Annotated in this window: 17 protein-coding genes; 6 read left to right on the top strand and 11 right to left on the bottom strand. The window is 69.4% G+C overall.

All coding sequences use genetic code 11. From position 1 onward, the window contains the following. Positions 1 to 82 precede the first annotated feature (82 nt). Together RKD20_RS33960 and RKD20_RS33955 are read right to left on the bottom strand one after the other, a co-directional pair. Positions 83 to 691, bottom strand: coding sequence for a DUF1349 domain-containing protein (locus tag RKD20_RS33960; RefSeq protein WP_020121401.1), 609 nt, complete (start codon positions 689 to 691; stop codon positions 83 to 85). 44 nt (positions 692 to 735) lie between these two features. Continuing rightward, positions 736 to 2265, bottom strand: a complete 1530-nt coding sequence (locus RKD20_RS33955) for an aldehyde dehydrogenase (NADP(+)) (RefSeq protein WP_424881047.1) — start codon at positions 2263 to 2265, stop codon at positions 736 to 738. Positions 2266 to 2394: 129 nt separating this feature from the next. Between RKD20_RS33955 and RKD20_RS33950 the strand changes: the two genes are divergently transcribed. The 3 genes from RKD20_RS33950 (at position 2395) to RKD20_RS33940 (ending at position 5487) form a co-directional block, all read left to right on the top strand. Continuing rightward, positions 2395 to 3168 carry an IclR family transcriptional regulator gene (locus RKD20_RS33950; protein ID WP_020121403.1) on the top strand — a complete coding sequence of 258 codons (774 nt, stop codon included), beginning with the start codon at positions 2395 to 2397 and terminating at the stop codon, positions 3166 to 3168. Between the two features lie 292 nt (positions 3169 to 3460). Next, positions 3461 to 3931: a GNAT family N-acetyltransferase gene (locus RKD20_RS33945; RefSeq protein ID WP_424881046.1), complete on the top strand. Its 471-nt coding sequence runs from the start codon at positions 3461 to 3463 to the stop codon at positions 3929 to 3931. A 104-nt stretch (positions 3932 to 4035) separates the two neighbouring features. Then, positions 4036 to 5487: a peptidoglycan D,D-transpeptidase FtsI family protein gene (locus tag RKD20_RS33940; RefSeq protein WP_424881045.1), complete on the top strand. Its 1452-nt coding sequence runs from the start codon at positions 4036 to 4038 to the stop codon at positions 5485 to 5487. A gap of 13 nt (positions 5488 to 5500) precedes the next feature. Here the strand turns inward: RKD20_RS33940 and RKD20_RS33935 are convergent, their stop codons facing one another. Continuing rightward, the gene (locus tag RKD20_RS33935; RefSeq protein WP_424881044.1) at positions 5501 to 6904 is read right to left on the bottom strand and encodes an NCS2 family permease; all 1404 of its coding nucleotides are present in this window, start codon (positions 6902 to 6904) and stop codon (positions 5501 to 5503) included. Between the two features lie 235 nt (positions 6905 to 7139). Between RKD20_RS33935 and RKD20_RS33930 the strand changes: the two genes are divergently transcribed. From RKD20_RS33930 to RKD20_RS33920, 3 genes are all read left to right on the top strand, one after another. After that, on the top strand, positions 7140 to 7706 hold the full coding sequence (locus tag RKD20_RS33930; protein WP_424881043.1) for a SigE family RNA polymerase sigma factor: 567 nt from the start codon (positions 7140 to 7142) through the stop codon (positions 7704 to 7706). Continuing rightward, positions 7703 to 8524 carry a hypothetical protein gene (locus tag RKD20_RS33925; RefSeq protein WP_424881042.1) on the top strand — a complete coding sequence of 274 codons (822 nt, stop codon included), beginning with the start codon at positions 7703 to 7705 and terminating at the stop codon, positions 8522 to 8524. The genes RKD20_RS33930 and RKD20_RS33925 overlap by 4 nt, the downstream gene beginning before the upstream one ends. A 512-nt stretch (positions 8525 to 9036) precedes the next feature. Then, complete coding sequence (locus RKD20_RS33920) at positions 9037 to 11235, top strand: family 43 glycosylhydrolase (RefSeq protein ID WP_424881041.1); 2199 nt, start codon at positions 9037 to 9039, stop codon at positions 11233 to 11235. Here RKD20_RS33920 and RKD20_RS33915 read toward each other — a convergent pair. From RKD20_RS33915 to RKD20_RS33880, 8 genes are all read right to left on the bottom strand, one after another. Then, entirely contained in the window at positions 11232 to 12029 is a 798-nt protein-coding gene (locus RKD20_RS33915; RefSeq protein ID WP_424881040.1) for an HAD family acid phosphatase, read from the bottom strand. The genes RKD20_RS33920 and RKD20_RS33915 overlap by 4 nt on opposite strands. A 94-nt stretch (positions 12030 to 12123) precedes the next feature. Next, positions 12124 to 13236: a right-handed parallel beta-helix repeat-containing protein gene (locus RKD20_RS33910; RefSeq protein ID WP_424881039.1), complete on the bottom strand. Its 1113-nt coding sequence runs from the start codon at positions 13234 to 13236 to the stop codon at positions 12124 to 12126. A gap of 38 nt (positions 13237 to 13274) precedes the next feature. Next, on the bottom strand, positions 13275 to 14432 hold the full coding sequence (locus RKD20_RS33905) for a dienelactone hydrolase family protein (protein ID WP_424881038.1): 1158 nt from the start codon (positions 14430 to 14432) through the stop codon (positions 13275 to 13277). Continuing rightward, entirely contained in the window at positions 14419 to 15447 is a 1029-nt protein-coding gene (locus RKD20_RS33900; RefSeq protein ID WP_424881037.1) for a pectinesterase family protein, read from the bottom strand. Before RKD20_RS33900 ends, RKD20_RS33905 begins: the two co-directional genes overlap by 14 nt. A 1-nt stretch (position 15448) precedes the next feature. Then, positions 15449 to 16585 (bottom strand): pectinesterase family protein, encoded by a 1137-nt coding sequence (locus tag RKD20_RS33895; RefSeq protein WP_424881036.1) that lies wholly within the window; start codon positions 16583 to 16585, stop codon positions 15449 to 15451. A gap of 104 nt (positions 16586 to 16689) precedes the next feature. After that, positions 16690 to 18009 carry a pectate lyase family protein gene (locus RKD20_RS33890; protein ID WP_424881035.1) on the bottom strand — a complete coding sequence of 440 codons (1320 nt, stop codon included), beginning with the start codon at positions 18007 to 18009 and terminating at the stop codon, positions 16690 to 16692. Positions 18010 to 18040: 31 nt separating this feature from the next. Continuing rightward, positions 18041 to 18835 carry a rhamnogalacturonan acetylesterase gene (locus RKD20_RS33885; protein WP_424881034.1) on the bottom strand — a complete coding sequence of 265 codons (795 nt, stop codon included), beginning with the start codon at positions 18833 to 18835 and terminating at the stop codon, positions 18041 to 18043. A 91-nt stretch (positions 18836 to 18926) separates the two neighbouring features. Then, complete coding sequence (locus tag RKD20_RS33880; protein WP_424881033.1) at positions 18927 to 20270, bottom strand: ABC transporter substrate-binding protein; 1344 nt, start codon at positions 20268 to 20270, stop codon at positions 18927 to 18929. Positions 20271 to 20292: the final 22 nt, after the last annotated feature.

Here is a 20292-nt window from a genome sequence, read left to right as displayed (position 1 = left end):
GCGACCAGCCACGACGGTCCCGCACCCGCCGAACTACCGGCCCCGGCACCCCCGTGTGCTTCTGGCCCCGCCGCCGGAGGCCTCAGCTGCCGTCGCGCAGGTCGGCCGGCCAGTCGGGCCGGAACTCGATGTGGTCGTACGTCACCACACAGCCCTCCCCCATCGGGGACTGGGCCATGAAGCCGACCAGGGCCGCGCCGGTCTCCTTCTCGTCGCCCAGGGTGAACAGGCGGACGAAGGTCCAGCGCTTGCCGTCGCGGGAGGCGTGGAAGGCGAAGGCGCGGCCGGTGCGGCTGACCCGCAGCCACACCGAGGTGCCGTCCACGGTGAAGGAGTTGCAGTCGTCGGAGTGTCCCCGGGTGACGACCGTGCAGACGGTGGGCACGGCCGGCGAGTTCTCCAGGCAGAGCTTGGCCCAGGCCCGCTCGCCGACATGGACGTACAGCACACCCGCGTCGAACGATCCGTTGAAGCCCACGGTGACCCGGGCTATCAGCTGGAAGTCGCCCTCGGGGGCACCGAGCAGCCGCGGCGCGTCGGCGGCGGGGTCCAGGGACTCCCCGGTGGGCGGCACGAAGCGGTCCTGCCGGGGCCCCGCCCAGCCGGAGAGTATGCCGTCCTCGTACGCCCAGTGTCCGTCGGGGCCGTAGGTGCGGAGAGGGAAAGGGAGTTGGGGGAGTTCGACGTCCATCCTCAGAGTTTTCCAGTTCCCTCTCCGCGGGTGACCCTCGGGTCCTAGCGTTCGAGAGTGTTGTTGAAACGGCGGGGCAGACCCAGCGGGTTGTCGTCCCTCAGCTCCGGCGGCAGCAGGGCCTCCGGCGCGTTCTGGTACGCCACCGGCCGCAGCCAGCGCTCGATCGCCGTGCCGCCCACCGACGTCGACGTGGACGTCGTCGCCGGGTAGGGGCCGCCGTGGTGCTGGGCCGGGGCCACCGCGACACCGGTCGGCCAGCCGTTGACCAGGACACGCCCGGCCAGCGGGGTCAGCTCCGCGAGGATCTCCGCACCGCGCCCCTGGCCGGCGGCCTCCCCCTCGGACAGGTGGACCGTCGCCGTGAGGTTGCCGGGCAGCCGGGACAGCACCGTGTGCGCCTGCTCGTCGTCGTCGTAGCGGACCACCACGGTCACCGGACCGAAGCACTCCTCCAGGAGCAGGTCGTACGCCCCCTCGGTGGCCAGCTTCTCGGCCGCCACCGTGAGGAAGCCCGGGCTGACCGTGTGCTCGCCGCCCGCGCCGGGCGTGACCGGCGACTCGACCTCGGGCAGCTCCGCGCGCTCGGCGACGCCGGCGACGAAGTTGTCCCGCATGCGGTGGTCGAGGAGGACGCCCGCGTCGGTGTCGCTGACGGCGTCGGTCAGGGACTTCACCAGGCCGTCGCCCGCCGCGCCGGACGGCACGAGGACCAGGCCCGGCTTCACGCAGAACTGGCCGACGCCGAGGGTCATGGAGCCCGCGAGCCCGGCGCCGATGGCCTCCGCGCGCTCGGCCGCGGCCTCCTCGGTGATCACGACGGGGTTCAGGGAGCCCAGCTCGCCGTGGAACGGGATCGGCACCGGACGCGCGGCCGCCGCGTCGAACAGGGCGCGGCCGCCCTTCACGGAACCGGTGAAGCCCGCGGCGGCCACCAGCGGGTGCTTGATCAGCTCGATGCCGGCCTCGAAGCCGTGCACGAGACCGAGCACGCCCGCGGGGATGCCGTGCTCGTCGGCGGCCCGGCGCAGCACGGACGCGACCAGCTCGGACAGGCCCGGGTGGTCGGGGTGGGCCTTGACGACGACCGGGTTGCCGGCCGCCAGCGCGCTCGCGGTGTCGCCGCCGGCGACCGAGAAGGCGAAGGGGAAGTTGGAGGCCGAGTACACGGCGACGACGCCCAGCGGCACCTTGTAGCGGCGCAGGTCCGGGATCGGCGGGGTCGCGGTGTCGTCGGGGTGGTTGATGACCACGCCGAGGAACTCGCCCTCGTCGACGATGTCCGCGAAGGCCCGCAGCTGGTAGCAGGTGCGGGCGAGCTCGCCGGTCAGCCGGACCGGGCCGAGCGCGGTCTCGGCGTCCGCGGCCTCGACGAGGTGCTCCTTGGACTCCTCGAGCTTGGTGGCCGCGGTGCGCAGGAAGGCCGCGCGGACGGTGCGGTCGGCGAGGGAAGCGCGCGCCTCGTGCGCGGCGCGGACGGCGGCGTCCACCTCCTGGGCTGTGGCCTCCACCGCAACCTGTTCGCGCTGCTTCCCGGTTCGGGGGTCGACACTCCAGACTGGTGCTGCTGCCACCGCGGGTCCCTCCACGTGTATCCGGGTCATCCACCAGGAACGTTCGATATACTGAACGCTGTCTCTGATGGTGAATATGCTGTTGGAGACTATAACTCTGGTTCTCGTCCAACAAAGGGGTCAAGGGCGATGTCGGCAGGCGAGACGGGCGGCGGGTCACAGGTCAAGTCCGCGGTACGGACGGTTGAACTGCTCGAATACTTCGCCGGGCGCCCCGGCATGCATTCCCTGGCCGCCGTGCAGGAGGCCGTCGGGTACCCCAAGTCCAGCCTCTACATGCTGCTGCGCACGCTGGTCGAGCTGGGCTGGGTGGAGACCGACGCGACGGGCACGCGGTACGGCATCGGGGTGCGGGCGCTGCTCGTCGGCACCTCGTACATCGACGGCGACGAGGTGGTCGCGGCGGCCCGCCCGACCCTGGACCGGCTCTCCGACGACACGACGGAGACCATCCACCTGGCCCGTCTGGACGGCACGAACGTCGTCTACCTGGCCACCCGGCAGTCGCAGCACTACCTGCGGCCCTTCACCCGGGTCGGCCGCCGCCTCCCGGCGCACTCCACCTCCCTCGGCAAGGCGCTGCTGAGCACCTACTCCGACGAGCAGGTCCGCAAGATGCTGCCGGAGACGCTGCCGGCGCTCACCGAGCACACGATCACCGACCGCGAGAAGCTCATCGAGGAGCTGCACCAGATCCGGGAGCAGGGCTTCTCCGTGGACCGCGAGGAGAACACGCTGGGGCTGCGCTGCTTCGGCGTCGCGATCCCGTACCGCACGCCCGCGCGGGACGCGATCAGCTGCTCGGTGCCGGTGGCGCGGCTGACCCCGGCGCACGAACAGCTGGTGAAGGACGCGCTGTTCGACGCGCGGGACCGGCTGACACTGGCCACCCGTAGGCTCTGAGCCCGGGCCCCTTCGGACCGCTCCGACGCGTCCCGTCGACGGGGCACGCCCCGGAAGGGCCCCGGCCCTCGCACGCCTCGCCACCGTCGGTCGGCACCACCCGACACCCCGGCCCACCGCACGCGCTGCACATGCCCCCGCCGTACCGCACCGGGCCGCCGCAGGCCTCCAGGGGCGCGGGGCTGTGTCGACATGCGGCTCCGCCGCGTGGACGCGAAAACGCCCGCCCCCACCAAGCCGCACCCGAACAACCGCCCGCCCGACCCGCCGGCCAGGCCCTAGGCTCTGAGGCATGCAGATCGTTCTCCGCGAAGTCCATGACAGCGATCTGCCGGTCTTCTTCCGGCAGATGAACGACCCCGAGGCCCTGCACATGGCGGCCTTCACCCCGAAGGACCCGGCCGACCGGGACGCCTTCGACGCCCACTGGAAACGGATCCGCGCCTCCGACGCCGTGCACCGCACGGTCCTGGCGGACGGGGACGTGGTGGGCAGCGCGTCGGTGTACGGCGAGCCGGGCGAGCGCGAGGTGACGTACTGGATCGACCGCGCCTACTGGGGGCGCGGCGTCGCCACCGCGGCCCTGCGGGAGCTGGTCGCCCAGGTGCCCGAGCGCCCCCTGTACGCCCGGGCGGCCGCCGACAACACCGGCTCCCGGCGCGTCCTGCAGAAGTGCGGTTTCCGGGTGACCGCCCAGGCGTCCGGGTACGCCAACGCGCGCGGGGCGGAGATCGACGAGGTCGTGCTCACGCTGGACGCGTGAGAGCGCCGTCGCGGAAGCCGTACCAGCGGCCGCGGATGAACGTCCGATGAGAAAAGCGGACGGATGGGAACGACTCGCCGCCGCCTGATCGTCTTCTGTGTGGGATGAACAAGACGATCAGGCGCGCATCGGTCTTCGCGCTGCTCCTGGTGTTCGCTCTACTGATCCGAGCGACCTGGGTGCAGTTGTACGAGGGCCAGGCGCTCGCGGACGACAACGACAACCGGCGGAACGCGATCGAGACGTACTCCTCGCCGCTCGGGAACATCATCGTGGCCGGGAAGGCCGTGACGGGTTCCGCGAGGACGACGGACAGCGACCTCGCCTACAAGCGGACGTACACGAACGGCAAGCTGTACGCGGCGGTGACGGGTTACGCCTCGCAGGCCTACGCCCCGACCCAGCTGGAGGGCATCTACTCCGACCTCCTCAACGGCACGGACAGCCGGCTGAAGACCGTCATGGACACGATCACCAACCAGCGGGCCGAGCCCGGTGATGTGATCACGACGATCGATCCGGCCGTGCAGAAGGCCGCGTACGACGCGCTCGGCGACAAGAAGGGCGCGGCCGTCGCGATCGACCCGACGACCGGCAAGATCCTGGCGGTCGTGTCGACGCCCTCGTACGACCCGTCCTCGCTGACGGACGCCAACACCGCGGGCAAGGCATGGAAGCAGCTCACCGCGGACTCCGACAAGCCGCTCACCAACCGCGCGCTGCGCCAGCCGCTGCCGCCCGGTTCGACGTTCAAGCTGGTGGTGGCCGCGGCCGCGCTGGAGGACGGTCTGTACTCCTCGGTGGACGAGAAGACCGTCAGCCCGGACCCGTACACCCTGCCGGGCACGGTGACCCCGCTGGGGAACGAAAGCGCCTCGGCGCCCTGCGAGAACGCCTCGATCCGGGTCGCGCTCGAGTACTCCTGCAACACCGTCTTCGCGAAGATGGCCGTAGACCTCGGCCAGGACAAGGTGCGGGCGATGGCCGAGAAGTTCGGCTTCAACGACGCCACGCAGGACGTCCCGGTGCGGGCCTACGAGAGCGTCTACCCCTCCGACATGAACAAGTCCTCCACGGCGCTGACCGGCATCGGCCAGTACGACGTCACGGCCACCCCGCTCCAGATGGCCATGGTCTCCGCGGCCATAGCCAACGGCGGCAAGCTGGTCTCACCGCACATGGTGTCGACCATCACCAACCACGGCGGCGACGTCCTGAAGAACTACGACGACGAGGCGACCACGCAACAGATCGTCAGCTCCGGCACGGCGGAGCAGCTCCAGTCGGCGATGCAGTCGGTGATCCAGGACGGCACCGGCACCAACGCCCGGATAAACGGCGTCACGGTGGGCGGCAAGACGGGCACCGCCCAGCACGGCGAGAACAACAGCAAGACGCCGTACGCCTGGTTCACGTCCTACGGAAAGGCCGACGGCAAGGAGGTCGCCGTGGCGGTGGTCGTGGAGCAGTCGAACGCGGCCCGCTCGGAGGTGAGCGGCAACGGTCTGGCCGCCCCCGTGGCCAAGGCCATGATGGAGGCGGCCCTGAGGAACTGAGTCCTCCCGGTGGTTACTTGGCGCCGAGCACCTGCTCGATCGGGTCGATCGCGAAGTACACGAGGAACAGCGCCGAGGCCGCCCACAGCAGCCAGTGGATCTCCTTGGCCTTGCCCAGCACCACCTTGATCACGACGTACGCCAGGAACCCGGCCCCGATGCCGTTGGTGATCGAGTAGGTGAACGGCATCACGGCGATGGTCAGGAACGCCGGGATCGCGATGTCGTAGCGGTCCCAGTCGATGTGCTTGACCTGCGTCATCATCAGGAAGCCCACGGCGACCAGGGCGGGGGCGGCGGCCTGGAGCGGGACGATGGTGAGCAGCGGGGTCAGGAACAGCGCCAGGCCGAACATGGCGCCGGTGATCAGGTTGGAGAACCCGGTGCGTGAGCCCTCGCCGACGCCGGCCGCCGACTCGATGTACGACGTGGCGGAGGACGCCGACGCGGCGCCGCCGGCCACCGCCGCGGCCCCGTCGATCAGCAGGACCCGGCCGAGGTTGGGCACCTTGCCCTCCTCGTCCAGCAGTCCCGCCTCCGCGCTGATGCCGACGACGGTCCCCATCGTGTCGAAGAAGTCGGACAGGATCAGCGTGAAGATCAGCAGGACGACCGTGACGATCCCGACGCCGGGCGCGCTGAAGGAGCCGAACAGGCTGAAGTGACCGATCAGCCCGAAGTCGGGGGTGTCGACGATCTTGTCCGGCCACGCGGGCGTGGTCAGCCCCCAGGTCTTGATGTCGGCGATGGAGTTGATGATCATCGCGAGGACCGTCATGGTCACGATGCTGATCAGGATCGCGCCCTTGACCTTGCGGGCGAGCAGACCGATCGTCAGCAGCACCCCGAGACAGAACACGAGGATCGGCCAGCCGGTGAGCGCGCCGGTGCCGCCGAGCTGAACCGGCACGGTGGTGTTGGCCGCGTCGGGGATACGGCTCACGAACCCGGCGTCGACGAAGCCGATGAACGCGATGAACAGTCCGATGCCGACGCTGATCGCCTGCTTGAGCGCCTGCGGGATGGCGTGCATGACGGCCTCGCGCAGTCCGGTCACCACCAACACGCAGATGAGCAGGCCCTCCAGGACGACCAGGCCCATCGCGTCGTCCCAGCTCATCAGCGGGGCGATCTGGAAGGCGACGACCGCGTTCAGACCGAGCCCGGCGGCGAGTGCGAGCGGCAGGTTCCCGCCCACGCCCATGATGATCGTCATCACCGCGGCCACGAGAGCCGTCGCGGTGGTCAGCTGGACCGCATCCAACTGGTGCCCGAACTTGTCCTTCGCGCTGCCGAGGATGATGGGATTCAGGACAAGGATGTAGGCCATCGTGAAGAACGTGGCGAAGCCGCCGCGTATCTCACGGGCGAAGGTGGATCCCCTCTCGGAGATCCTGAAGTACCGGTCGACGGACATGGTCGCTGCTCCTGGGTGCCTGAATGATCAGTGTGCGGATGCTGGCTGGATTGTTCCTGCGGTGAACGCGCTTCAGGTTTTCTCCGTGTTACGGATTCGGGGGTCGCCCCGTCAGACCCTGTTCGAAGACCCGTACGGGAACACGTAATCGATCACTGCTACGCTTCCGGATCTCCGGCCGGCCACCCCGGATGATCACATGTCATTCACATGACACACAAAGGAGAGGGAGCCCGTGGGCACAGTCGTCGACGACGCCGCCTCCGTGGAGTTCCACGCCTTCTTCGAACGCCACTATGCCGAACTGTCCCGCCTCGCCCATCTGCTGACCGGCGAGCCGGACGCCGCCGACGACCTGGCGGCGGACGCGCTGCTGGCGCTGTGGCACCGCTGGGACCGGGTGCGCGCGGCCGACCACCCGGCGGCGTACGCGCGCGGAGTGGTCGCCAACCTGGCCCGCACCCGGATCCGCAGCGCGGTCCGGGAGCGCCGGCGCGTCGCCCTGTTCTGGTCCCAGCGCGAGGAGAAGGTCGAGAACCCGGACGTGGCGGGGGTGGTCGACGTCCAGGAGGCGCTGCGCAGGCTGCCGTTCCGCAAGCGGGCGTGCGTGGTGCTGCGGCACGCGTTCGATCTCTCCGAGAAGGAGACCGCACTGGCCCTGGGAGTGTCGGTCGGTACGGTGAAGAGCCAGACCTCCAAGGGGATGGCCGAGTTGCAGCGGCTGCTGGGCCCCCAGAACGCTCCGCTGAAGGTGCGTGCCACGATGGCGCGTACCGGTGACGCCGGAGGAAGGGACCGATGACCATGCAGCGGGACGTGCACGGCGCTCTGCGCGCCCGGCTGCGGGACGCGGCCGAGTCGCACGAGCCGAACCGTGAGCGGATCCTCGCCCGGGTCGAGCGCGGCATGGCGGAGCAGAGCCACCCCGACCACCGGGCGACCCGGCCGCCGGTCTACGGCTGGGTGCGGGTGGTGAGCGCCACGGCCGCGGTCGCCTGCGTGCTGGGCCTCGGCGGGTACGCGGTGGCGTCCGCGGTGAAGGACGAGCCGCCCGCGCAGAAGTCGGTCGCCGCCACGGGTACGCCCACCCCCTCCCCGGATGCGACCAGCCGCCCGCCCGCCCCGCCGGCGAATCCGACGCGGAACACCACCCCCACCCACCGGGCCGACAAGCCGAGCGGTACGCCCTCGGGCACGCCGGGCGCCTCCACCGGGGTGCGGGCGCCCGGCACCGAGGACGGCCCGCTGTGGTCGGACGGCTCGGTGGACGCGCACAGCAACGAGTTCTGGGCACAGAGCAATGTGACCCTCAAGACCTCCGAGGAACTGACCTCGCTCACCGTCGAATTGCGGATCGCGCAGACCGGCAGGGTCACCGACACCGGCGCCTGGCGCTCGCTGCCCGAGGACGACTTCACGCTGACGGTCGCCGAGCGGGACAAGTTCCTCGTCTACACCTGGGTGCTCAAGGACGGCCGTACGGTCCCGAAGGGCGAGTGGGTGTTCGCCGGGCAGTACAACCATGAGCGCGGTGGCCGGAACGCGAAGGACGACGTCTACACCGCGACGGCGACGGCCAAGTCCGGGGACCTCGCCGTGAAGGGTGGCTTCGCGGCGTAGGACGACGGGGCCGCGGGCGAAGGGGGCTCGTAGCCCTTGCCGGAGGCTGTCGGAAGGTCGCCGGCAGGTTGCCCAAAAAAACTCGGCGGCGCGGCAACCCTTTCGTCGGCGGCGGCAACTTCATGGGTGCACGGTCCGACTCCGAATCCCACTCAGCCCAACGAGCGCTCCCTCACCACGAGTTCTCCCCCGGGGAACAACCATTCGGTCACCTTGGACGTCCCTAGTAGTGCCTGGATGAGGAGTACGACTCCACAGACCTGCCGGCCTGAGCCCCCCTCGGCCCGGCAGCTGCCGGCTGGAGCCCCCCTCGGGCCGGCACGAGGAACGCCCCGCCTGTGACGACAGGCGGGGCGTTTCCCCGTTCGGCCGCCCAGCCGAAAACAACCGAAACTTTCGTTGCCTCTCATCGCGCACTCACCGATTGACGTGCTGTTTCCCACTCGCAACACTCCGAAGGCGCACACGGCCCTCAACAGAAACCCCCACACCCCCACACCCACGGGAGCGGCATGCGCCCACGTATCCTCCTCGTCGCCTGTCTCTCGCTACTGCTGGCCCTTCTCACCGCACCGCACGGTTCCGCCCACTCAGGAGCACCACCCGTGACCCACCCCAAGTACGCCGGCTATCTCTTCGCCTACTTCACCGGCGAGGGCACCGCCGACGGCGAGCAGATCCGCTACGCGCTCAGCCGCGGCAACGACCCCCTGCACTGGCGCGAGCTGAACCAGGGCAAGCCGGTCCTGACGTCGACGACCGGCGAGAAGGGCCTGCGCGACCCCTTCGTGATCCGCTCCCCCAAGGGCGACAGGTTCTACCTGATCGCCACCGACCTGCGCATGTACAAGAACAGCAGCGGCAGTTGGGACGACGTACAGCGGCACGGCAGCAAGTCGATCATGATCTGGGAGTCCACCGACCTGGTCCACTGGACCGACCAGCGGCTGGTGAAGGTGGCCCCCGACAACGCGGGCAACACCTGGGCGCCGGAGGCCTACTGGGACGGCAGTCTCGGGGAGTACGTCGTCTTCTGGGCGTCGAAGCTGTACGCCGACGACGACCCCGGGCACACCGGCTCGACGTACAACAAGATGCTGTACGCGACCACGAAGGACTTCCGCACCTTCAGCGAGCCGAAGGTCTGGGACGACCCCGGCTACTCGGTGATCGACTCGACGGTCGTGAAGTACAAGGACACCTACTACCGCTACACCAAGGACGAGCGGGACCCCGCCTCCAGCTCGCCCTGCGCCAAGTTCATCACCGGCGAGAAGTCGACGAGCCTGACCGCCACCCGGTACGACCTGGTCGCGGACTGCATCGGCAGCGGGGCGATGGACCGCGGCGAGGGGCCGACGGTGTTCAGGTCGAACACCGAGAAGAAGTGGTACCTGTTCATCGACGAGTACGGCGGCCGCGGGTACGTCCCCTTCGAGACCACCGACCTCGACTCGGGCAAGTGGACTCCGTCCGCGAACTACCAGCTGCCCGCGAGTCCCCGCCACGGCACGGTGCTTCCCGTGACGCAGAAGGAGTACGACCGGCTGCTGGCCGCGTATCCGTCCACTCCCACCTCGATGGTGGACGCGACGGCCAAGGGTCAGAAGGGGTACGCGATCGTCTCGGAGGACTCGTCGAAGGTGGTGCTGCCGGTGCAGACCGACACCGACCTCTCGCACCTCGCTCCGAAGATCGCCGTGGGCGAGGGCGCGAGCGTCAGCCCCAGGTCCGGTACCCGGCGCGACTTCCGCAGGCCGCAGACGTACACGGTGACGGCCGCCGACGGCACTGCCCGCGGCTGGACGATCGAGGCCGTGCGGACCGGCAGCCCCGTCCTCCCCGGCCTCAACGCCGACCCCGACGTGCACTATCTGAACGGCGAGTACTGGATCTACCCGACGACCGACGGCTTCAACGGCTGGAGCGGGACCAGGTTCACGGCGTACTCGTCGAAGGACCTGGTCCACTGGAAGGACCACGGGGTGATCCTCGACCTCGGCGCGGACGTCTCCTGGGCGGAGAAGTACGCGTGGGCGCCGGCGATCGCCGAGCGGGACGGGAAGTACTACTTCTACTTCTGCGCCGAACAGCAGATCGGTGTGGCGGTGGCGGACTCCCCCGCGGGCCCCTTCAGGGACGCGCTCGGCAAGCCCCTGGTGGCGAAGGGCGGTTCACTGCAGGGGCAGATGATCGACCCGGCCGTCTTCACGGACGACGACGGGACGTCGTACCTCTACTGGGGCAACGGGCACGGGTACGTCGTGCCGCTGACCGACGACATGACCTCGTACGACCCGGCGAAGATCGAGGACATCACCCCGGACGACTTCCGCGAGGGGTCCTTCGTGATCAAGCGGCACGGCACGTACTACTTCATGTGGTCCGAGGACGACACCCGCTGCGAGAACTACCACGTCGCCTATGCGACGGGACCGTCCCCGCTCGGCCCGTGGACCAAGAAGGGGACGATCCTGTCCAAGCGTCCCGAGTACGGCATCCTCGCCACCGGTCACCACTCCGTGGTGAACGTCCCCGGCACCGACGACTGGTACATCGTCTATCACCGGTTCGCCCTGAACGGGCCGGGGAGGCCGGGCGGGGACGGCATGCACCGCGAAACCACCGTCGACCGCCTGGAGTTCGCGGCGGACGGCACGATCAAGCCGGTGGTGCCGACCCTCCAGGGGATCCGGCCGGTACGGAACTAGCTCACGAAGTACGTCGGGTTCGGGAGCTTGTACGTCCGGTCGGCGTAGCCGCCCTCCAGGTCGGAGTACTGGTCGCCGAAGTTGGCGATGATCTCGTACCCGAGGTCCTTCTCGATGTGCGCGCGGGTGCCGGACTTGTACTGCACGGTGGTGCAGGTCCAGGTGCCCGGTGTGGCGCAGGCGCTCAGGTAGGACGGCGGGTTCGCCTTGTCCTTGAGGAACACGTGGTCGGCGTCGAGGTTCACGTCGGCGCCGATCTTCTTCAGGTTCTCGACCGCGGCCGAGCGCTGCGCCTCGCTGAGGCCCGAGTTGTAGAAGACCTCGACGCCCTTCTTCTCGGCGTACCGCACGAGCTCGGGGCTGCCGAAGACGGCCGGGCGGTCGGCCCGGTTCACGTAGTCGGCCCACGTGGTGGAGTTGTACGTGTAGTTGTAGCGCTTCTCGTAGTCGAGGCTGAGCAGCAGCGTGTCGTCGATGTCGAAGACCACGGCGGGCTTCTCGCCCTTGTGGTGCGCCTTGCGGGCGGCCTGGTCGATGTACTTGCGGGCCGCCTTGTCGAGGGACGCCAGGTCCTTGGCGTACGGGCTGGTGGGCGACGCCTGGTAGACACCGTTCGCGTCGGCGGTGGTGCCGTAGTAGGTGTCGATGTCCTTGACCAGGAGCCCGATGTTGTAGGGCTCGTGCGTGGAGTTCGCCGTGGACTGGTGGGCCGTGGCCGCACCGGCGCCGTACACGGCGACGCCGACGACCGCGCAGGCGGTGGCGACGGCTGCGATACGCAGTGACTTATGCATGACAGAGGTTCTACGCGCGTCACCCCGGTGGGCGCGAGACCCGCCCGGTAAAAAACGGGTCAAGCGCCCTGAGTCGGGGTTTTCGGAGGCCGCGTCAGTTCATGGTCGCGCCGATGGTGGTGCTGCCGGTCGTCAGGAACGTGGTGGCGGGCAGGGTGCCGCCGGCGCTGCGCGCGTTGTACGTCGTCGAGGCGTCCGTCGACCTGAAGGCGGGGGTGCTGATCCCGCTGTCCCAGTTGTTGCCGGACGAGGTCACCTTGGAGCCCTTGCTGACCGAGCCGCTGCCGTTGCTCACCGCGAGGTTCTTGCCGAGCTTCGCGGAGCTGGTGGCGAAGTAGTAGCCCCACTTGCTGTTGGCGTAGGCGGTGGTGCGGTTGATGACGAGGGCGCCGGTGTTGGAGTTCTCGGTGAAGCCGTTGCCGGCGTTGCCCCAGGCGGCGGAGTTGTTGATGACATGCGCGACGACCTCGCCGTCGCCGCCCAGCTTGTAGCCGTTGCCGTCGCCCGCGAAGGCGGAGTCGGACCAGCGGTTGACCCCGTTGCCCATGGACCAGGTGTGCTCGACGGTGACCGGCGAGGAGAAGGACCAGAAGTCGATCCCGTCGTCCGAGTTGTTGTAGAGGCGGGCACCGGTGATGAGGTTGCCGCTGCCGGAGCCGAACTTCACGGCGATGCCGTCGGCGTTCTCGCCGTGGTTCGCGGCGTCGTAGTTGCCGTAGGAGTCGATGTTCTTGACGGTGTTGTTCACGGTCCCGTCGCCGGTGAGCGTGAAGCCGGAGTCCTTGCCGTTGATCGTCTTGATGTTGTTCCACACCGTCCCGGTGCAGGACTGGCAGACGACCGCGCTGTCCGGGGAGTTCTGGAAGGTGATGTTGGAGACGTTCCAGTAGTCGGCGGTCAGCTTGAAGATCCAGTCGCCGGCAGGGAGGGACGAGCCGTCGATCTTCACGGTCTCCGAGCCGTACGCGGTGAGCGTGATCGGCGCGGAGGAGCTGCCGTTGGCCGTGGACTGCAGGGTGGCGGTCGGGTAGTAGGTGCCGCCGCGGACCTGGATGACCGTGCCGGCCGTGGCGTTCTTGATGGCGTTGGACAGGTCGGTCGAGTTGCTGACGACCACGGTCGCGGCGTGGGCCTGGGTGGGTAGGACGGCGAGGCCGACGCCCAGGGACAGGGCCGACAGGACGGTGAGAGCGGTACGACGAGACATGGTGAGCGGGTCCCTTCGTGTGCGGGTGGGGGGATGGTTCACAGGACGGCGTCGAGCCAGCTGAAGACCTCGTCCTGCATGCGGTCGACGAAGACGTGGCCGAGGTCGGGCCAGCTCTTCAGGTGCAACCGCTCCTCGGCGTGGCGGGAGTGCCAGACGGCGCGCAGCTTGTCGTACGCCACGCGGACGCCGTCGGCGGGGAACAGCGGGTCGAGGCCGCCGTTGAAGAAGAGCATCGGCCTGGGTGCGGCGATGCTCGCCACGTCGGGGAAGTCGAGGAACCGGGGAAGCCCGGGGTGGAGCATGTAGTAACTGGACTGCCCGCGCAGGGTGTTGTTGCCCGGCACCATCATTTCCTTGAGGCCGGTCATCCAGCAGAGGGACGCGGTGGCCGCGATGTGGTCGGTCAGCGCGGCCGTCTGCCAGGCGCGGTAGGCGCCCATGGAGAACCCGACGGCGGCGATCCTCCTGGCGTTCACCCTCTTCAGTCCGGCCAGGAATCCGGCGGCGCGGGCGTCCTCGCGGGCCATGAGCCCGGCGAGGGAGGAGCCGAGGTTGTAGAAGTTGCTCGCCAGGGCCTGCTGCTGGTCATACGTGATCGGGCCGCGGTCGCCCCAGCCGAGGGCGTCCGCACACAGGACGACATAGCCGCGCCGGGCCAGCTCGTCACCGACGAACCGGCCGCTGAAGTACTTGTCGGCCCAGGACTGCGCGGAGGCGAGCCGGGTGTCGTCGTACCAGGGCCGGACCAGCTTCTCCTTGCCGATGTCGAACTTCGCCCCGTGGTCGTGGAGCAGCAGCACGGCGGGGAAGGGGCCGGGGCCGTGCGGGGTGACCAGAGCGGCGCGGACGCGTTCGTGGTGGGTGAGGGAGAGGGTGACCAACTCCCTTGTGCAACCGTCACCTTGGGTGCGGTCGGTGAACTCCGGTGCGTACGGCGTCCCGTCCTCGCGGTCGACGAGGAGGTGCTCGCCGACCACGGCCCTGGCTCTGGTCCGCCAGGTCCTGAAGTCCCGCACCGGTGAGGTCCCCCAGGCCAGCGGGAAGTTCAGCTCGGCCTTGAGCACCGGGTGGAAGTCGGGCAGCGGGCCGTCCACGACCCCGGCTTCCGCGGGGCTCACCGCTCCCCCGGCGAGCACGGCCGCTCCGGCGCCCGCCACGAAGGCCCGCCGCCCCAGCGGGTCACCGGCGCTCATAGGGCCTCCAGTCCCCGAGGTACGTGCGCCGGGTGTGCACGGCGGCTTCGGCGGCGGTCAGGTGCGGCCGGTTCTCCGGTACCGAAATGACCGCGCCGGGACCGGAGTTGGCGTACTCCCAAAAGCGCATGGTCTGCCAGGGATAGGTCTCGCGCATGTTGGTGTAGGGCGCGACCGGGTCGATCCCGGGCCCGATCCAGGAGTCCCGCACCACCAGGGACGGCCAGGCGGTCGTCTCGTACGACGGCACCCAGGGGCGGGCCAGCTTGTACGCCCCGTCCTCGGCTCCGGAGGTGACGCGGGAGCGGACGGCGAGGATGCCGTACGGGTTGGCGCGGGCCGTGGAGGGGGCGAAGACCATGCCCTTGGGGGTGAAGTCGACGTCCCGCGGGAGGGTGTGGAAGTGGCACTCCTCGAAGACGGCGGTGGCCCGGCCGAAGACGAAGTCCACGTCGCCCTCGATGTAGCAGCGGCGGAAGTACTGCCGGTCGAAGGAGGCGAGGGCGGTCGTCTCGACGAAGAGGGTGTCCTGGTGGGCCAGGAGGCGGACGTTCTCGAAGTGGGTCCGGTCTCCGTAGGTGCGGGCGGCGACCGCCTGGGTGCCGGTGATGTCGGGGTGGTCGGCGCGCAGCCAGTCGTTGGCGAGGGTGAGGTCGCGGACGGTGAGGCCGGGGGCCGCGGAGGTGAAGGTGGCGGAGCCGGCGGTGCCGTAGGTGCCCGAGCCGTCGGGCTTCGGGGTGCCGTTGGCGTGGTCGTACACGATGACGGTGGCGCGCGGGTCACGGCTCGCACCGCGCAGGGTCAGCTCCGCCTTGTCGGCGGGGACGCTGACGACCTCGCGGTACGTGCCCGGGTGCACGACGATCGTCCAGCCGGGGCCGGTGACCGCGTCCACGGCGGCCTGAAGGGAGTCGCCGGGCCGGACGTGGAGGACACGGCGGGTGCCGGCGTGGGCCGGGGCGGCCGCCGCGAGGGCGAGTCCCGCACCGGCGGCCATGAAGGTCCGTCTGCGCATCTCAGCACGTCTCCTTCCACGGCTGCCAGTCGCCGAGGTAGGTTTCCCGGGTCGCGGACTCGGCCTGCTCGCTGGTGAGTTGGGGCCGGTTCTCCGGGACGGTGATCCGGGCGCCGGGGCCGGTGTCGCGGTACTCGGCGAAGCGCTGGTTCTGCCAGGGGAAGGCGTCCGACATGTTGGTGTAGGGAGCGGCCGCGTCGATACCGGGGCCCAGCCAGGTGTCCCGCACCACGAGCGAGGGCCGGGCGGTGGTGTCGGAGCTCGGGACCCACGGGCGGGCCAGCTTGTAGAAGGCGTCGGGTGCTTCGCTGCTGACACGGCTCCTGGTCACGAGGTGTCCGCGCGGGTTGGCGCCCGCCGTGGAGGGCGCGAAGACGAAGCCGTACGGAGCAGCGGCCAGGTCGGTCCGGTTCAGGGTCCGGAAGTGGCAGTGCTCGTGGACGGCCGTGGCCCGGCCGAACACGAAGTCGACGTCTCCCTCGGTGTAGCAGTGCGAGAAGTACTGGCGGGCGAAGGAGGTGAGGGCGATCGAGTCGGCGTAGAGGGTGTCCTGGTGGCCGAGGAAGCGGCAGTGGTGGAAGGCGGAGCGGTCGCCCTGGACCTTGAGGGCGACGGCCTGGGTGCCGGTGATGTCGGGGTGGTCGGCGCGCAGCCAGTCGTTGGCGAAGGTGATCCAGCGGGCGGTGAAGCCGTCGGCCTGGACCGTGGTGGTGGCGGAGCCGGTGGTGCCGTAGGTGCCGCCGCCGGGCTTGGGGGTGCCGGCCGCGTTGTCGTACACGATCACGACGTCCCGTGGGTCCTCGGAGGCGCCGATCCAGGTGGCCTCGGTGCGGGTGACGTCGACGGCGACGGTCTCCCGGTAGGTGCCGGGGGCGAGGACCAGGGTCCGGCCGCTGCCGGTGGCCGCGGTCACGGCGTCCCTCACGGTGGTGTGGTCGCCCCGGCCCCGGGAGTCGACGTAGAGGGTCCCCGGGGTGAGCCGGGCGGCGGGTGATCCGAAGCGGCCGAAGGGGCGCCTGCCGGCGGCGGTCTGGGCCCGCGCGGGGGCCGGGGACACGGCGAGCGCGGCTGCCGCCGCGGTGCCGGCGAGCAGGAACCCCCTTCTGGACAGGGGGAGTCGGGTGTCGTGCGAGGACATGCGGGTGCTCCTTGGAAACGCGGCTCAGGGGTGGGTTCCTCGCGTGGGGGGTGAGGTGGCCGGGGCGGCCGCTGGATTCCGCCCCGGCCGGTCAGGGGGTGGCCTCAGCAGACGTTGCCGGCGCCCGCGCCCCGGTCGACGATCCCCGGCACCTTCTTGGCCGGGTCGACCTTCGTGCGCAGGGTGGGTGTCCAGCCCGCGCCGGATTGCAGGGTCTCGGCGGGGATCTCGGCGTTGTGGACGGCGATCAGGTCGGTGAGCTCGCCGTTGACGTAGTTGTCGGCGGCGGTGAGCGGGGAGACGTTCCACCGCTTGAGCACCTTGGCCGCGCTGACTCCCTGCGGCAGCGTGAACGCGTTGTGCTCGGCGACCAGTTGGGACTCCTTGCCGATGCCGAAGCTGTAGGCGTAGTCGTCGTTCGCCATGAAGTGGTTGTTGTAGGAGTCGACCTGTCCGAAGCGCACGCGGGGTGCGCGCTCGACGAGGTTCGAGAACAGGTTGTGGTGGAAGGTGACCTTGAGCTTGCCCCGGTCCCCGGCCGCCGTGGACTCGCTGTCGCTGTTGCCGATCAGGATCGTCTTGTCGTGCTCGGTGAAGACGTTCCAGGAGGCCGTGACGTAGTTCGCCCCGCGGACGATGTCGAGTTCGCCGTCGTGCTGCTGGTAGAGCATGCCGAAGTAGGCCGGCGCGGCGCTGTCGGGGTGGCTGCCGTCGGTGAAGGTGTTGTGGTCCAGCCAGACATGGGTGGAGCCGTAGACGACGGCGGTGTCGTACTCGGAGTTCCAGTTGCCCTTGTCGCCGTCCGTCGGGTCCCACTGCGGGAAGCAGTCGATGGGGCTCTCGAAGGTGAGGTTGCGGACGATGACGTTGTCGACGGCCTTGATCTGGAGGCTGGCGCCCTTGAACCCGGCGTTCTTGCCGACGCCGACGATCGTGGTGTTGGCGGGGACGTTCGCCTTGATGGTCTGGTCCTGCTGGGCGGCGGAGGCGCGGCGCAGGCCCTCGGGGCTGTCGTCGGGCTCGGCGCTCAGGTCGGTGTCCAGGCCCCAGGCCTCGGGCGAGTACTTCGCCAGGTAGGCGTCGAAGTCGTACCCGGGCGCGGCGAGCGAGTCACAGCCCTCGGAGACCGCGTCGATGGTCCCCTTCACCTTGATGATCTTCGGGGCGGTCCCGCCCGCGGCGAGGGCACCCTTGAAGCCGGCCCAGTCGGTGACGGTGTACACGTGCGCGGCGTCGGCGGCCGCGCCGCCCGTGGTGCCGGTGCCGTCGGAGGCCCAGCCGTCGCCGGCGGCGAGGGTCTCGCGGGCCGTGTCGTGTCCCTTGGCCTGGGCGGTGGTGCCGGTGACCGCGAGGACCAGGGCGGCGCAGCCCGCCACCGCCATCACCTTGGTAATGACATGATCATGACATTGACGTGCGTTCATTGTGCGGCTCTCTTCTGGAAGACGGGGAGGGTCAGGCGGTGGCCGAGGACGGCCAGGTGATCCAGGACTCCGGGATCCGTTCGTCGAGCCGGCGCACGTCCCGGGGCGCCAGCACGCGGTGCCGCAGCAGTTCACCGGCGACCAGACGCGCCACCGCGATGGCACCGGGCGGATTGAAGTGCGTGTTGTCCTGCTCGGTCGCGGTCCAGTTGAAGTACTTCTTGGTCTCCTCGACGCCGAGCCTCTGCCACAGAGCGAGCGACAGGGCCTGGATGTCGAGCAGGGCGACGCGTTCGTCCTGGGCGAGGGCACGCATGGCGGCCGGATACTCGCCGTGACTGGTGACGGCGTTTCCCTGCGCGTCGAACCGCCGCCGCTCGACGGGCGTGGCCAGCACGGGCCGGGCACCCTTGGCGCGGGCTCCGTCGAGGTACCGGCGCAGGTAGTCCTGGTACGTCGTCCACGGCTCGGTGTACCGCGTCGGATCCTCGGACTTCTCGTCGTTGTGCGCGAACTGGACGAGAAGGACGTCTCCGGGCCTGATCAGCCCGAGAATCACGTCGAGCCGCCCTTCGTCGACGAAGCTCTTCGAACTCCGTCCGTTCACCGCGTGATTGGCGACCGGCAGGTCCTTGCACAGAAAGAAGGGCAGTGCCATACCCCACCCGGTCTCGGGAGCGGCGTCGGCGTATTTCTGGGCGGCGGTGGAATCACCGGCGATGTAGAGGGTGCGCTGTTCCTTGGCTTGAGCGGTACCGGTCGCACAGAAGGCAACAGGCACGGCGGCAAGCGCCGCCACGGTTACCTGTCTACGAGTGAGTGACAACGTACGTGACCTTTCCTACTGGGGGCGCGGGGAACTGCGCGACCAGCCACGACGGACCCGCAGCTCCCCACGACAACAACCACCCGAGTTCTCAGCCGTTCTGTTCCTTCCACTCCGCCTGGGCCTTGTTCAGCTGGTCGGCCATGGTGTTCAGGAAGTCCTTGGCGCTCATGTCGCCCAGCAGCACCTTCTGGAAGTTGGGCTCGTTGTCCGCCTTGGAGATGGTGTTCCAGTCGGGCAGGTAGTACGGCAACTGCACGATGGTCGTGGAACCGTCGGTCAGCGCGGCCGCCGCCAGCTTCGTGGGCTCCGCCTCGGAGACCCACGCGTCCCCCGCCGCCTCGTTGTTGGACGGCACCTGCCCGGCGGCCTTGTTGAACTTCGAGTTCTCCGCGTGCGAGGTGGCGAACTCGATGAACTTCCAGGCGGCGTCCTTGTTCTTCGAGCTCTTGAACACCCCGAGCCCGTCGACGGGGTTGGACACCTGCACCCGCTTGCCCGCGGCACCGATCGGCTGCGGAATGCCCCGGAACTTGTCGACCCCGAGCGCCTTCACATGGTCCTGGTACGACCCCAGGTTGTGGTTCAGCATGCCGATCGTGCCGGAGTCCCACTGCGCGACCATCTTGGTGAAGTCGTTGTTGAGGTCGGCCGCGGGGGTGTCCTTCTTGTACAGCGCCGCGTACTTCTCCAGCGCCGCCACGTTCTTCGGGTCGTTGACCGTGGTCTTGTCGCCGTTCCAGAACGAGGTGATCCCGCTCTGCCCGTACATCGCGTCCAGGGCCTGCGCGATGGACCCGGCACCGCCGCGGATGGTGTAACCGAACTCGTTCTTCTTGGCCGCGGTGAGCTTCTGGGCGGCCTCGTAGAACTTGTCCCAGGTCGTCGGCTCGTCCAGGCCGGCCTTCTTGAACAGGTCGGTCCGGTAGTACAGCACCCCGTTGTTGGCGGAGGTCGGGACCGAGTACAGGGTTCCGTCACCGCCCCCGGCCGCCTTCAGCGAGGCGACCATGTCCTCGTTGAGCTTGCCGCTCAGCGAGGACTTGGCGAGCCGGTCGTCCAGCGGCTCCAGCGCCTTCTGCGCGGAGAACCCGGCGAGCATGGCGGCCCCGACACCACCGACGTCCGGCAGGCCGCCGCCCTGGATGGCGGTGTCGACCTTGGACTGGTACTCGGTGGACGCGATGCCGACGTACTCGACCTTGACGTCGGGGTTCGCCTTCTGGAAGTCGGCGATGATCTCCTTCCAGATGTCGGTGCGCACACCGCCGTTGTTGTCCCAGAAGACGATCTTGCCCTTGCCGCTGCCCTCGCCGCCCTTGTCACCGCCGGCGCCACTGCCGTCGTCACCGCAGGCGGTGGCGGTCAGCGCCAGGACGGATCCGAGGGCGACGGCTATGGCCGCGCGCCTGCTTCTGCGGATACTGATCTTCATTGATCGGCTCTCTTCTTCTTCT

The sequence above is a fragment of the Streptomyces sp. SLBN-8D4 genome (assembly GCF_049739545.1).
Taxonomy (GTDB): Bacteria; Actinomycetota; Actinomycetes; order Streptomycetales; family Streptomycetaceae; genus Streptomyces; species Streptomyces canus_C.
This window is presented reverse-complemented; position numbering and strand designations above follow the sequence as displayed.